The following is a 13,746-nucleotide window of genomic DNA, read 5'->3' on the forward strand; positions in this document are numbered from 1 at the left end:
CACCGAACCAATGGTTCGACTACGCATCGCTGCCTCGGGGGAACTCTACCGCGACGGCGAACGGATTTCGCGGACGGCGGTGGTCGATGATCTGCTTGCTTATCCAGACGTATCCAAAGTTCACATCGTCGTCGATGGAAATCCGGCCGTCACTGTCAGGACGGTTGTTGAGCTGCAAAACGAATTGGGCAAAGAAATCCCAAGCCATGGTCCATTCACGTACATCGTTGATCGTGATTCAGACGATCTGTCGTCCGGTTCCGATGCCTTGATCATTCGGTCGGATGCAAATCAAAAGGACTGATCGGGCACAACCATGCGAGCCGTTTTGGGGTTGGTGCTAGATGTGCGTGGTAACCGTGGCGAACGCCAATCGGCTGACACTTATGGATTGCATGTGTAGATCGCGTGGGCGAAGAAGAACCGAAGGAGGGAAGACGACGGAAAAACGCTTGACAAATCGCCCCGGACAGGGCCAACGTGGGGATCGGATACGGTTCCTCGCTGACGCGTCGGGTTTCGATGTTGTCGCAATTGTTTGCGGAAACCGTGGCTAACGCCATGCGGCTAACGGTTGCGGAGGGGAGAAGATGAGGCGGAGGAGAAACTACCTTGGACGCTCGACCATGACGGCGCTGAGTCAGTTACAATCAGCGTCTGCTTGGCCCCTTCACGCACCTGCGAGTGCGCCCTACCTGCGGGGCTGTTTCATGATGAAAGAATGGGTTTTCAATGGCCGCTGCATTGATGTCTTCTCAAAGAGTGCTCTCGGTCTGGATGCACCGAACCGTCCGGTACGTGGCTGGTTCGCTGGTCATGGCCTTGATTTGCGCTGGTGCGAATGCTGATGGTTTGAACCCGCAGGAGTCGTTCTTTGAAGAAAAGGTTCGACCGCTGCTGATTGAACACTGCCACGAGTGTCACGGCGATGCACTGCAGGAATCCGATCTGCGGCTGGATTCGCTGGGGACGATTCTGCAGGGCGGAATCAGTGGTCCAGCGGCTGTTGCCAAGAACGTCAACGAGAGCCTGATCATTGATGCGGTGCTTGGTCGTCGCGGGATGGAAATGATGCCGCCGGACGGGCCGCTAGAAGAAGATCAAATCGTGACCCTGCGGCGTTGGATCAACATGGGGTTGCCGTGGCCAGCCAACGCAGAAGATTCAGAGGACTCGAATTCCGAAGGAATGGCGCCGGCACTGGGTGACCAACAGGCGATTGGCCAGGTCGCCAAATCACACTGGGCATTCCAACCGCTGCAAAAGCCAGAGGTTCCAACAACCTCCAAACCGGCGGATCAAAAGGCGAAGCATCAAAATCAACCAGCCCATCCGATCGACGCTTTCGTCGCTTCGTCGCTTGAACGCAACGGTTTGACGCCGGGAAAAGTCGCGTCTCGAGAGGTGATCGTTCGCAGGCTGCACTTCGACCTGATTGGATTACCTCCCACCTACTCTCAGGTGCAAGCATTTGTCAACGATGAACGCGACACGGACGAGGTGGTGGCGGAATGGATCGAGACTTTGCTGTCCGACCAGCATCACGGAGAACGATGGGCACGCTACTGGCTGGACCTGGCCCGGTACGGTGACACTCGCGACTGGCAGGCCCAGGCGGAACTTCGTTACCCGTACGCCTACACATATCGCGACTACGTGATCGAATCGCTGAACACGGACAAACCTTATGATCAATTTGTTCGCGAACAGATTGCAGCGGACTTCTACGCCGAGGACGCCGATTCACCATCGCTGGCTGCTCTTGGTTTCTTGACCGTCGGCCCACGCTTTCGAAACAACCGCCTGGAACAGATCGCGGACAAGATTGATGTGGTCGGACGTGGTTTGATGGGGATCACGGTCAGTTGTGCACGCTGTCACGATCACAAGTACGATCCGATCCCAACGGAAGACTACTACTCGTTGTATGGCGTGTTCGCCAGTTGCGATCTTCCCGAGACGCTGCCTCGGATTGAGACGGAAGTGTCTTTCTCCGATGAAATGAAAGCGGATTTCCAGGCTCAACTGACCGCCAAGCAGAACGAACTGTCTGAGTACAAAGCCGACTTGCGAAAGCAGGCGATCGCCGACCTGAAAAAGCAGCTGCCAAAGTACCTGGACGGCTTCTATCTGTTGTCGATCGCTCGTGGAAAAGAAATCCGTGGTGTGATCGGGCAGTTGAAGATCAAAGAGACCGCGATGACGCCGCTGAACACGCGTTTGGCGGCTGACCTGAAGAATCGTTCCGATATTTCGCATTCTGTTCTTGGTCCCTGGAACCAAGCGTTGAGCGCGAACAAGAAACAGTTCGACACTCAATTGCCACGATGGATGAAATCCTGGGCGGAGAACGAGGATCTGAATCCGCTCATCCGCGATGGTTTGATTGCGTCGAACCCAAAGACCCAGCGTGAATTGATTGCCGCCTACGCAGGTGTGATGGACGACGTGTTGCAGGCTTGGAAAGCGACGTCGAAATCGGCTGACGCCAAGAACGATCACCGAGCGATCAAGTTGGCAGATCCCGATCAGGAAGCGATCCGTCAGCTCTTGATGGCTGAGGGCGGTTGGTTTGATCTCGACGTGGAAGCGGTCGCGCGAGCATCACGCTTGCTTGGCAAAGGACGCAAGGAACTGGGCGATCGCGAAAAGGCAATCGCCGCAGTTGAATCGACTCACCCGGCCGCGCCACCAAGGGCGATGGTGTTGGTCGACGCGAAGAAACCTGTCAATCCGTTCGTGCTGCTGCGTGGCGAAGCGAACCGTCGGGGTGATCGCGTACCGCGACAGTTTTTGTCGTTATTGTCGAATGTCAGCGATGGTCCATTCACCGATGGCAGCGGACGACGCGAACTTGCCGAAGCGATCACGTCGGCGGAAAACCCGTTGACCGCTCGCGTGTTGGTCAACCGAGTTTGGGCTCGTTACTTTGGACGCGGCTTGGTGGATTCGTTGGACGATTTCGGATTGCGAAGTTCACCTCCATCGCACCCGGAATTGTTGGACTGGCTGGCCAGCGAATTCATCGAACAAGGTTGGTCGATGAAGTGGTTGCACCGCACGATCACGACCAGTCACACCTACCAGCAATCTTCCGACCTGCGTGAAGATGCCTTTGCGATTGATCCTGAGAACCGTTGGTTGTGGCGGCAGAATCGAAGACGCCTCGATTTCGAAGCGATGCGGGATTCGATCGTTTCGGTCGCCGGCACCATCGATCTCACCGTCGGTGGACGCTCGGTCAAGTTGAGCGAAACGCCGTACACGACTCGCCGCAGTTTGTACGCTTACGTTGACCGCCTCGAACTCGATCCGATCTTGCGGACATTCGACTTCGCATCGCCGACCGCATCCGCAGCCTCACGGGCGGAAACCACCATCCCGCAGCAAGCGTTGTTCTTCATGAATCACCCGTTTGTTGCCGAGCAGTCACGAGAACTGGCCGATCGTATTGCCGACGAAGTCGATGACAACACGACCGACGCGGCAACGATCACGGCTCTCTACCGACGAGTGTTTTCGCGTGATCCGTCAGCGGATGAAATCACGATGACAAAACGGTTCCTGGTCGCAGCAGCGGAAACTGACGGGCAGGCACTTGGCGGAGTTTGGCGGTATGGTTGGGGGAACATCGCCAGCAAACCCAAGCGGGCTGGTGACCCAGCGGACGACTTCATGCCACTTCCGTATTGGTCCGGCAAGGCCTACCAAGCATCGGAAGCATTCCCTGACCCGAAGTTAAAGTTCCTGCGTCTGTCGGCCACCGCGGCTCACTGCGGCGTCAATCCGGCTCATAGTATCATTCGTCGCTGGGTGGCTCCGGCCGATGGAGCGGTGCGAATCGCCAGCAAACTGACGCACGCCCGACCCAATGGCGATGGCATCACGGTGTCAATCCGAAGCGGTGACTTCCGCACGACGGACAAAGTCGCTCGGGGAACGATCAATCCGTCGGTCGCTCGTTTGTCAGTGAAGGCAGGCGACGTGATCGATTTTGTTGCCAGTCCGGGAGCCAATTCCAACTCGGATTCTCACACCTGGACGATCACGATTGCGGGCATTGACGGTGAGCTCAACGGTGATCGTTGGCAGTCGCAAAAAGACTTCGCGCCACCCGCACCGCAGCCGCTCGGACGTGTCGACCAATTGGCCCAGGCTCTGATGTTGACCAACGAATTCCTTTATCTCGATTGAGTGTCATCTGTGATGTTTGAAAACAATTTCACCGACCGCCGCACGATGCTCCGTCGCAGCGGGATGGGCATGGGGATGTTGGCGTTGGCCGGTGTGCTGCGAGATGGCGGCATGCTGGGTGACGGCATCGGTTCTTCCGGAGGACTGTTCGCCGCGGAACCAGCGTCTCCCGAAGGAAACGCCAGCAGTCTGGCGGTCCGGCCGACGCACTTTCCGGGCAAAGCCAAACGGGTGATTCACTTGTTCGCCAACGGCGGCCCCAGCCAGATCGATACGTTCGACCCCAAGCCGATGCTGGCCAAGATGCATGGCAAGACGCTCGACGACAAACTGAAAAACAACCGGCGTTTGGGCGGCGTCGCACATCAGTCACCGTTCAAGTTTCAAAAGCACGGCAAGTCGGGAATTGAAATCAGCGAACTGTTTCCCGAACTGTCCAAGCATGCCGACAAGCTGTGTGTGATTCGTTCGATGGTCACCGATGTCCCCAATCACGAGCCCGGTTTGATGATGATGAACTGTGGCGACATCGTCCGGCCGCGTCCCAGCGTCGGTGCGTGGACCTTGTATGGAATGGGCACCGAAAATCAGAGCTTGCCCGGTTATGTGGTCATGTGCCCGTCGGGTTTGCCAACCGCTGCGACCGCGAACTGGCGGAACGCGTTTTTACCAGGCATCTTTCAAGGCACGCACGTTGACACTCAGTACACCAACCCGGAGGAATTGGTCGCCAATATCGACAACGATTACTTGGTGCCCTCCCAACAAAAACGGCAGATGGATTTGATTCAAAATCTGAATCGAATGCACCTGGCCGATCGCAGTGACGATGCCCAGTTGTCAGGCCGCATCGAGTCGCTCGAGCTTGCGTTCCGGATGCAGGGGGAAGCACGCGACGCGTTTGATATTTCCAGCGAAACCAAAGAGACGCAGGAGATGTACGGCGACTCGCTTCAAGGACGTCAAATGCTGATCGCTCGGCGGTTGAGCGAACGCGGTGTTCGCTATGTCCAGGTCTATCACGGTGCCGGCCAGCCCTGGGATTCACACGCATCGATCGAACGCAATCATCCACGACTGGCCCGTGAATGCGATGGTCCGATCGCAGCGCTCCTGCACGATTTGGATCAGCGAGGTTTGTTGGACGAAACGCTGGTGATCTGGGGCGGCGAGATGGGTCGTACGCCAACGGTTCAATTGCCAGTCTCAGCGAACCCGGGACGCGACCACCACGACAACGGGTTTACGGTCTGGATGGCGGGCGGCGGCGTGAAAGCGGGCACGACGTACGGAACCACCGACGAAGTGGGACTGAGCGTTGCCGAGAATCCCGTGCACGTCCACGATTTACATGCCACAATCTTGCACTTGCTCGGCTTTGACCACACGCGGCTCACGTATCGATATGCGGGACGAGACTTCCGCCTGACCGACGTCCACGGTCACGTCGTCCACGACATCATCAGCTAACGGGCATTCATCTGCTCCGTTTGGGCGTTCGTCCATGTCGTGCGTGGGAATCGTGGCGGAGGCCAAACGACTTGCCGGATCGCACCCAATAGGCCGGATCAAGGAACAAAGAGACGCCGCTCCGGCAATCCGCCCTGCAACCTGCGGGAACAGCGCTTCGCTCGGTCCGGCCTACAATTTCTCTCGCGCACCAGCCCTTACCGGCGACCATGAAAAGGGGATTGCAAACAAAAGATCGATGGTCTCAACAATGCCCCCGTCATTCTTTCTTTGGCTTTGATTTCGCCGACAGCGAGGACACTCATTGCCAATACTCGTTTAGTTCCCAAAGGATGCGAGATCTGTCAAACCATCAACCTCTGGCAAGTTATACGTGCAATCAATGAAGCCAAAATCCACTCGCCCCACCATGTACGACATCGCGGGGATGATTGTCGCCACGATGTTCTCGGTTGTGGTTGGCTTTCTACTGGGCGCTGCATTTGCAGTTGGACTTGGTGTGTACAGCCAAGCACAGAACCCGAATGATGCGTCTGCCGGCAGCGTAGCGATCATCGCTATATTCACTGGTCCGTTGTTCGCATTCGTCGGCGGACTGTTTGGACTCGTTTCATCGGTGAGCTTTTTCATGAAACGACGTGAAGGGATCGATGCGACAAAGCGTGAATAACGGAACCATTCGACAGGAACGGCGAGATACCCGCGACTTCGTTTCTTCGAAAGCTGGATGAGCAAAGTCAGAGTAGAACCGTTGTCCTCAACTGTTCCGTCGAGCAAACCTCCACCGCGAATCCTCTTTGCAACTGAGTCCCTGTCAAACCGTTCGCGTCATGCCGCTCGACGACAGCGGCCAGCCACGCAAACATTTGGGGACAAATGTTCTACTCTCATTCCATGCTCGACCTCCGAAAAGGGGACGGGGGCAATAGTGTTCGGCCCGACGTTTGCCGGCCGACGCTGAATTGCTAGTATCGATAATTTGGCCTGTCTTCGCTCGCTGGGCGAGAGTGTCTCGTTCGTGCTTCAAGGAGACTGGCGGGCAGTTGCGATGATGTGAAACATTCACTGGTTTGCATCCGCCAGAGTCGAGAGGCGTGAAACCGGTTTGGCTCATGCGTCGATCTTGCTTTACTCCTGCGTTGAGCGGGCAATCGTTGGTTTGCCATGCCAACCAAAACCAAGCGACTCAAAAGACGAAAGCTTCCTGATGACCAGGGCGAGCGAACACAGGAATCTCTCGTCAAGCCAAAGATCAAAATCGAAGGCCTCAAATACTTCGCCATGCTCAAGCCCCTGCTCGAGCATCTTCACGAACATGAGTGCCAGCGTGATACCGCTGGTAACCGTACGCTGCACTACGATCAGTATTGCATGCTCGTGTTGCTGTATGTCCTGAACCCCACTGTCTCAAGTTTGCGAGCAATCTCGCAGGCCAGTGAGTTGACGAAAGTACGTAACAAACTGAGCAACGAGAAAGCTTCGCTGGGATCGCTATCCGAAGCCGGTGGGCTGTTCTCTGCAGACCATCTCAAGCCAGTCATTGAGGCCTTGTCTGCTGAAGTCAACGATGCTGCCCCGGACCCGCGACTGAGCAGCATTCAGCAAACGATCACCGCCGTGGATGGCTCACTTGTCAACGCGTTGCCGTCGCTGATTGCCGCATCCATTCTGAAGCAAACAACGGGCTCAGCGCTGGTGCGATGGCGACTACACACACACTTTGAGGTCAATAACCTGCTGCCTGCGCGAGTCGACGTGACACCTGATGGCGGTGGGCAACACGATGAACGGGCCGTTCTCAAACGAGTGCTCGAAGAAGATCGCCTGTACGTGATGGACCGTGGCTATGCCAAGTTCTCGCTCTTCAATTCAATCGTCGCGTCATCGAGTAGCTATGTTTGCCGACTACGTGACAACACGGTTTACGAGACGACTCAAGAACTTGAGTTAACCGAAGGTGACCGTGCTGCGGGGGTACTCAGCGATACGATAGTAAAGCTTGGAGGATCGAGCAGCAGCTCAAATTCCCCTGATCATCCGATCCGGTTGATCCAAATCCGCTGCACGCCTCATCAAAACCGCACTGGCGGAAAGGCGAGAGGTTCCAAGGCCCCCAACAGCGATGGGATCCTTCGCATTGCCACCAATCTACTGAATGTACCTGCTGAAATCATTGCCCTGATCTACGCCTACCGATGGACAATTGAAATCTTCTTTCGGTTCTACAAGCAACTGATGGGCGGCGATCACTTGATCAGCCACAACGCCAATGGAATCCAGATTCAAGTCTACTGTTCGGTGATTGCCTGCTTGCTGATCAACCTGTGGACTGGATCTCGCCCCACGAAACGAACGTTTGAAATGATCAGCTTCTACTTCCAAGGCTTAGCCACTGAAGAGGAGCTGATTGCTCACATCGAAAAGCAAGCAGCTGCAGAAGAGGCAAAGCGTGTCAAAGAGGAGCGTAAAGAAATTTGCTAATCGGCGTTGCGGGAGGTCATTTTGCCTGACTGGTCTCGGCATGAATGCTGCGCGGTCCCAAACACAAAAACGCAACGGCCCTGGGCAAGCCGGATCGCTTCGCATCCTTCGCAATGAACCCACACTCAACTCGCCAACCATCCGCCAATATTCCAGCCCGGCAAACGCCGGGCCGAACACTATTGCCCCCGTCCCCTTTTCCTAAAGCTCCCTCTCTCCATCTTCACCCTCTAGGCAGAAGGGTCGAGCGAGGGGAGGTCGAACGGTGACTACCCGGTTCAGTGTCGATCCGAACCAAAACTCAACCTGTTGACTACCACGAAACACACGAAAGCACTTCTCCGAGCATTTCGCATTCCGGTCAACGAAATTGAAAAGAAGTCGATCAAGAAACCTAGTGAGAACTCAACCATGCCGACCCCAACTTTCTCTCGTCCACGTCGGAATGATTAGTGTGCAATGAGCGAAGATCAGTGTTCTCTTCAACAGGGACACTAATCGGCACTGATAGACACTATTCTTTGCGCGGTCCTGTTGGTGCGAGAGACCAGAATGGGAACAGTGGGCAACAACCAAAGCACGCCGCACATTCCACCAAATCTCCCCCTCTCCATCTTCATTCTTCAGGCAGCAGGATCGCGCAAAGCGAGGGGAGCCGAGTAGGCCGGATCAAGGAACAACGTGACGCCGCTCCGGCAGTTCACCCTCCAATCTAAAAAGGGGACGGCCCTAACGGGATGCGTCTGTTGCCTTCTTTGGTGGCGTTGGCCACACGTGGGAATGTGCGGTGAGCTCTTTGTAGTAAGCGTTCAGCTTGCGTTCCAAGGCCTTGGTTCGTTCAGGATCCTGTGCCGAAACGTCGGTGGATTCGTTGATGTCCTGAGTGACATCGAAGATCTGAATGTCCGTCAGGTTTGCCTGACGGGCTTGGTCAGCGTTCTGATCCGAAATGTTTTGCAGCTTGGGAAATTGGCCATGGTTGAGTTTCGCAAGCACTTTCAACTTGCCGTCCCGCATGGCGACTCGCTGTTCGTTGATGGCGTTGTAATAGATCCAAAAGAGCGGCTTGGGGCGTTGTGCGGCTGGGTCAGCGAGCAGTGGCAAGACATCGGTGCCATCGAGTTTCAAGTCGGAGGGAATGGAGGCACCTGCTAAGCGGCAAAAGGTGGGAAGGAGATCGAGCGACGAAACGACCGTATCAAGCGTTTGGCCGGGTTCGATTTCCCCGGGCCAGTTGACGATTCCTGGCACACGAAATCCGGCTTCGGTTGTATGCAATTTCATGCCACGCAGCGGCCCCGGTGAACCGTAGGAGCGATTAGCACTGCGGTATCGATCGAGCGTTTCGGGGCCATTGTCAGACGTGAAAACGATCAGCGTGTCATCCCGTTTGCCAAGTTCTTCGAGCCCCTTCACCAACCGACCCACCGCCGCATCGACATTGGCAACATTGGCGAAGTACTGGGCCTCGTCTTCGTCCACCGCAACGTTCCGGTACTGCGCGACGAGTGCTTCCGGCGAGGCGACGGGTTCGTGAGGTTCATGAAATGGCAGGTAGAGAAAGAAGGGTTGGTCTTTTTCAGAACGACGGTCCAACCACTGCAAGGCTTCGGTCACCACGAACTGACAACTGAACTCATCAACCTTCCCGATCGGTTTGCCGTTGCGAACAAAGTTTTTTGGGAATTGATGAGAGGGCGCCGCGTTGTTTTGGGTTGCCAGGTAGTGATCGAAACCAAAGTCATCGGGCTGCGGTTGAGCGGGGTCGTTGAAGCGAGAGTTGCAGTGCCACTTGCCCGCCATGCAAGTGGCGTATCCCGCGTCGTTGAGCAATTGCGCGATGGTGATTTCATGGTCACGCATGTGAACTTGGTCGCGAGCGTCTGGTCGTGGGTTCCGGGCTTCGGGGATCCAGTCATAAACGCCAGCTCGATTGGGGCTGCGTCCGGTCAATAGCCCAACCCGCGAAGGCGAACAAACGGGGGCCGCCGAATAGCAATTTGTCAGCCGGATGCCGGTGGCCGCCAACTGATTCAGGTTGGGAGTTTTGATGTGGGGATGGCCGAAACATTCCAGGTCGCCGTATCCCAGATCATCGCAGAGTACGATCACAAAATTGGGGCGTTCGGCTGCCCACGTTGAATGGTTGAACAGGGCCGACGCGAGGAAAAAAGAGACACTGAGGGCGATTGCAATTGATTTCATGAAAGCATTCTCGGTTGAAAGTCACGGTGATCCGCCTGGGGATCGATCCCGGTCACGAGGAAGGCGACTCGCTGGACCGATATCGATCACACAGCCGCCAGGACGCGTCGTTGTTCGAGCTCTTGATCGTTTCCAAACGTCCGGGCGGTTGATTCGAAAACCATCATAGATAATCTCAGCGACGGGCGTACAACCAACGTGTTGCCAAACGATCAAGCATTCCCGGCGAGCGCAGTGACGACGCAATCAGTCACGGCAAAACGGAATGACAGCACGGCTGAACGTGAACGCTCGCAGCTCTGCATCGATCACCGCCTCGACGACGGATGGGGCTTTGCGACAATCCCGCAAGCTGCCAACCAAATACATCAAAGCGGACGGGGAAGAAAACGAATGAAGGACTCAACAATGATCCCCGTCGCCCATTCTTCGCCTGATTCGCCCTCTCTACCTTCACCCTCCAGGCAGGAGGGTCGAGCGAAGCGAGGGGAGGTCGAACGGCGACTGCCCGTTTCATCTTCAACCCCGTCCAAAACTCAAACAGTTGCCTATCACCAAACAGACGACCGACACGAAAGCACTTCTCCGAAAACTTTCCTCTGCAGTTGAGCAAATACGCAGGTGTCATCGGGTATGTGAGCCGTTGGCGTTGGCCAAGGTTTTCACGCGCAACCGAGGCTAACGCCCAAACGGCTCACATGGTTGTGCCCGATCATTCCAGCCGACCTGCATAAACAACCACTCACGACACGTGAGTGTTCATACTTCCGCGTCGCCTTCAAGTAGGCCGGATCAAGGAACAACGTGACGCCATTCCGGCATTGGGATTGTGAATCGTCAAAAGATCGCCACGCTCGATCCGGCGTGCAATCGAGACGCCACGTCACTCACCTCGGTGGAAGGCTGGTACCATTTGGCAATTCGTTTCGACAGCCCGCCTCGCTTTTTCAATCGCAGTCGTTCCATGTCTCAATCGCCAGTCATCGATCCGACCCAAAGCCAGCCTTCGTTTCAGCAGGAACGCAAGAAGTCCAATTCCGGTTGCATCGTGGCTGGCGTGGTTGGCGGTTGCCTGATTGCCGTCATGGTCTGCGGCGGTGTCATCGCCACTGGCGTGGTAGGAGCCTTTGCGTTGATCAAATCCAGCGAACCGTACACCGAGTCGCTGGCCAGAGCACAGACCAACGAGGAACTGCAGTCAATGATTGGAGATCCCGTTGATGCATCGATCTTCGTTCAAGGCAGCATCAAACTTAATAACGATGACGGTAACACGGACCTCAACTATTCGGTCAGCGGACCGAACGGAGCGGCCACCGTTCACGTGACGGGAACGAAGCTGGATGGAAACTGGGACTACAGCAGGATGGACGCGACCACCGAGGATGGAACCAAGATTGATCTACTGGACGAGCCCACAAGCGAAAACGGCAGCGAAGGCGACCAATGAGATCTCGTTTCGAACGGCTCGGCCGAAGACCCTGTGTTCAAAAAAGTAGGCCGGATCAAGGAACAACGTGACGCCGCTCCGGCATTGGGATTGTGAATCGCCAAAAGATCACTGCACTCGTTCCGGCCTGCAACCGCCTCATTCGCGTGCGATGAGCGAGGATCAGTGTTCTCACTCACCCGAACCTTCATCGGCACTGATCAACACGAATCTTTGCGAGGTCTTATCGATAATTGAGACCACAATGGGAACGGCGGACAACAACCAAAGCACGCCCCACGTTCCAGCAAATCTCTTAACTCCATTGTCACCCTCCAGGCAGGAGGGTCGAGCAGCCTTTCTATTGATGTCGCTTTTCGGCTGATTTCCTCATGGCGTACCTCTCCCAAAACGAAGTGTACTTGTTTACCCAGCGAAAAACTGGTGTTGGTGAATTTGGCCTGAATCGACCACAATTCGCGGGTCATGGATGTGCCCAAGATCACCACCGATTGCCCGGATTGCAAGCCGCTGCTTGAGAAGCAGCAGGCGATCATCGACATGCTGGTCAAGCAAGTTGAGTTGCTCACGGCACGTCTTGAGAAAGTTGAACGCGAAGGTAAACGCCAAGCGGCTCCGTTTCGCAAGAAACGCAAAGCCGATCCGAAAAAGCCAGGGCGTAAAAGCGGTGAAGATCACGGCAAGCACCATCGCCGAGCCGTGCCCGAACAGATCGATGAAACGTACGACGTTCCCCTACCAGCGTGCTGTCCCGACTGCGGCCATGGCGAACTGACCAAGACCGAAACGCTCGTGCAGTTCCAAACCGATATCCCTCGCGTCGTCATCAACCGGCAATTCAACATCGACGCTGGAATTTGCTGTGGCTGTGGATCTCATGTCCAGGGTCGGCACAAACTGCAAACGTCCGACGCGGTCGGAGCCGCCGCGGCTCAACTCGGACCGAACGTTCACGCCGCGATGGCGCTTTTGAACAAAGAACTTGGGCTCAGTCACGGCAAGGTCAAGCGTCTGCTGGAAATGCTTTTTGAGATTCGGGTCAGTCGCAGCACCAGTTGCCGAAGCATGCTTCGCACCGCTGATCGACTAGAGGACGCCTACGCTCAGGTCCGAAGGGCCGTGCGTGGTTCGCCTCAGGTGGTCGGAGATGAAACGGGTTGGCGAGTCGATGGACGTGGGGCTTGGCTTCATGCGTTCGTCGGACTGACCGCGACGTGTTACGAAGTGGATGCGACGAGAAGCATCGGGCCGGCGGAAAGACTGCTGGGCATCGACTGGTCGGGAATCTTTGGACACGACGGCTGGGCGGTCTATGACAAGTTCACCGCAGCGACTCATCAACAATGCTTTGCGCACCTGCTTCGGCGATGTGAATCGTTAATCCAAAGCGGGACCAGTGGTGCGTTGGCGTTTCCGCGTGGAGTGAAAGACTTGCTGCTCGCAGGCTTCGAGTATCGCAACCGTTTTCGATCCGATGAGATGACGGCACATGGGATGAAGGTGATGGCGGGCCGATTGACGATGAAGATGTGGAAATTGGTTCGTCACCCAAAGAAGCATGCTGCCAATGAACGCTTCGCGAAGTTTTTGGAAAATCATCTCGATGATCTATTCACGTTCCTGCACCGTCCCGGTGCCGACGCAACGAACTGGCGAGGCGAGCAGGCGATCCGTCCGGCGGTCGTGAATCGAAAAGTATGGGGCGGCAACCGCACCGAAGCCGGAGCATTGGCCCAGTCACGAATCATGAGCGTGATGCAAACGTGCAAGCAAAGACTGGCCGATCCTTTCGACTTCATCCGCTGTCAATTGACCACGACGAGCCCGCTTGCCCTGCCTCTGCCCATCGCGGCACGGTAAACAAGTACAACGAAGTTTGGGGAGAGCGATCTACTAGGTCGAGCGACGCCGTTCAGGCGTACGCGAGGGTGAGGGCCGGGCATGGG

Annotated in this window: 10 protein-coding genes; 9 read left to right on the forward strand and 1 reads right to left on the reverse strand. The window is 56.0% G+C overall.

The window, feature by feature from the left end:
- Positions 1 to 10: 10 nt before the first annotated feature.
- The 5 genes from RB_RS09590 (at position 11) to RB_RS09610 (ending at position 8,145) form a co-directional block, all read left to right on the forward strand.
- On the forward strand, positions 11 to 304 hold the full coding sequence (locus RB_RS09590; RefSeq protein WP_231846361.1) for a hypothetical protein: 294 nt from the start codon (positions 11 to 13) through the stop codon (positions 302 to 304).
- Between the two features lie 428 nt (positions 305 to 732).
- Positions 733 to 4,194, forward strand: a complete 3,462-nt coding sequence (locus RB_RS09595) for a PSD1 and planctomycete cytochrome C domain-containing protein (RefSeq protein ID WP_011120107.1) — start codon at positions 733 to 735, stop codon at positions 4,192 to 4,194.
- 12 nt (positions 4,195 to 4,206) lie between these two features.
- Positions 4,207 to 5,664 (forward strand): DUF1501 domain-containing protein, encoded by a 1,458-nt coding sequence (locus RB_RS09600; RefSeq protein WP_164921791.1) that lies wholly within the window; start codon positions 4,207 to 4,209, stop codon positions 5,662 to 5,664.
- Positions 5,665 to 6,046: 382 nt separating this feature from the next.
- Complete coding sequence (locus RB_RS09605) at positions 6,047 to 6,334, forward strand: hypothetical protein (RefSeq protein WP_165447211.1); 288 nt, start codon at positions 6,047 to 6,049, stop codon at positions 6,332 to 6,334.
- 494 nt (positions 6,335 to 6,828) lie between these two features.
- Entirely contained in the window at positions 6,829 to 8,145 is a 1,317-nt protein-coding gene (locus tag RB_RS09610; RefSeq protein WP_011120113.1) for an IS4 family transposase, read from the forward strand.
- 729 nt (positions 8,146 to 8,874) lie between these two features.
- Here RB_RS09610 and RB_RS09615 read toward each other — a convergent pair.
- The gene (locus RB_RS09615; RefSeq protein ID WP_011120117.1) at positions 8,875 to 10,350 is read right to left on the reverse strand and encodes a sulfatase-like hydrolase/transferase; all 1,476 of its coding nucleotides are present in this window, start codon (positions 10,348 to 10,350) and stop codon (positions 8,875 to 8,877) included.
- Between the two features lie 14 nt (positions 10,351 to 10,364).
- Here RB_RS09615 and RB_RS09620 point away from each other — a divergent pair, with 14 nt between their 5' ends.
- The 4 genes from RB_RS09620 to tnpC all read left to right on the forward strand — a co-directional run bounded on the left by RB_RS09620 (position 10,365) and on the right by tnpC (position 13,660).
- Positions 10,365 to 10,502 carry a hypothetical protein gene (locus RB_RS09620; protein WP_164921792.1) on the forward strand — a complete coding sequence of 46 codons (138 nt, stop codon included), beginning with the start codon at positions 10,365 to 10,367 and terminating at the stop codon, positions 10,500 to 10,502.
- Between the two features lie 113 nt (positions 10,503 to 10,615).
- Complete coding sequence (locus RB_RS28325) at positions 10,616 to 10,747, forward strand: hypothetical protein (protein ID WP_261340189.1); 132 nt, start codon at positions 10,616 to 10,618, stop codon at positions 10,745 to 10,747.
- A 567-nt stretch (positions 10,748 to 11,314) separates the two neighbouring features.
- The gene (locus tag RB_RS09625) at positions 11,315 to 11,800 is read left to right on the forward strand and encodes a cytochrome c oxidase assembly factor 1 family protein (RefSeq protein WP_164921793.1); all 486 of its coding nucleotides are present in this window, start codon (positions 11,315 to 11,317) and stop codon (positions 11,798 to 11,800) included.
- Between the two features lie 465 nt (positions 11,801 to 12,265).
- Positions 12,266 to 13,660 carry an IS66 family transposase gene (tnpC, locus tag RB_RS09630; protein ID WP_011120122.1) on the forward strand — a complete coding sequence of 465 codons (1,395 nt, stop codon included), beginning with the start codon at positions 12,266 to 12,268 and terminating at the stop codon, positions 13,658 to 13,660.
- Positions 13,661 to 13,746: the final 86 nt, after the last annotated feature.

The organism is Rhodopirellula baltica SH 1 (assembly GCF_000196115.1).
Lineage (GTDB): Bacteria > Planctomycetota > Planctomycetia > Pirellulales > Pirellulaceae > Rhodopirellula > Rhodopirellula baltica.

Excerpts from the sequence above, each read along its gene's own strand:
- RB_RS09595 (WP_011120107.1), top strand. The coding sequence starts at position 733 with ATGGCCGCTGCATTGATGTCTTCTCAAAGAGTGCTCTCGGTCTGGATG.
- RB_RS09605 (WP_165447211.1), top strand. The coding sequence starts at position 6,047 with ATGAAGCCAAAATCCACTCGCCCCACCATGTACGACATCGCGGGGATG.
- RB_RS09615 (WP_011120117.1), bottom strand. The coding sequence starts at position 10,350 with ATGAAATCAATTGCAATCGCCCTCAGTGTCTCTTTTTTCCTCGCGTCG.
- RB_RS09610 (WP_011120113.1), top strand. The coding sequence starts at position 6,829 with ATGCCAACCAAAACCAAGCGACTCAAAAGACGAAAGCTTCCTGATGAC.
- tnpC (WP_011120122.1), top strand. The coding sequence starts at position 12,266 with ATGGATGTGCCCAAGATCACCACCGATTGCCCGGATTGCAAGCCGCTG.
- RB_RS09600 (WP_164921791.1), top strand. The coding sequence starts at position 4,207 with ATGTTTGAAAACAATTTCACCGACCGCCGCACGATGCTCCGTCGCAGC.
- RB_RS09625 (WP_164921793.1), top strand. The coding sequence starts at position 11,315 with ATGTCTCAATCGCCAGTCATCGATCCGACCCAAAGCCAGCCTTCGTTT.
- RB_RS28325 (WP_261340189.1), top strand. The coding sequence starts at position 10,616 with ATGACAGCACGGCTGAACGTGAACGCTCGCAGCTCTGCATCGATCACC.
- RB_RS09590 (WP_231846361.1), top strand. The coding sequence starts at position 11 with ATGGTTCGACTACGCATCGCTGCCTCGGGGGAACTCTACCGCGACGGC.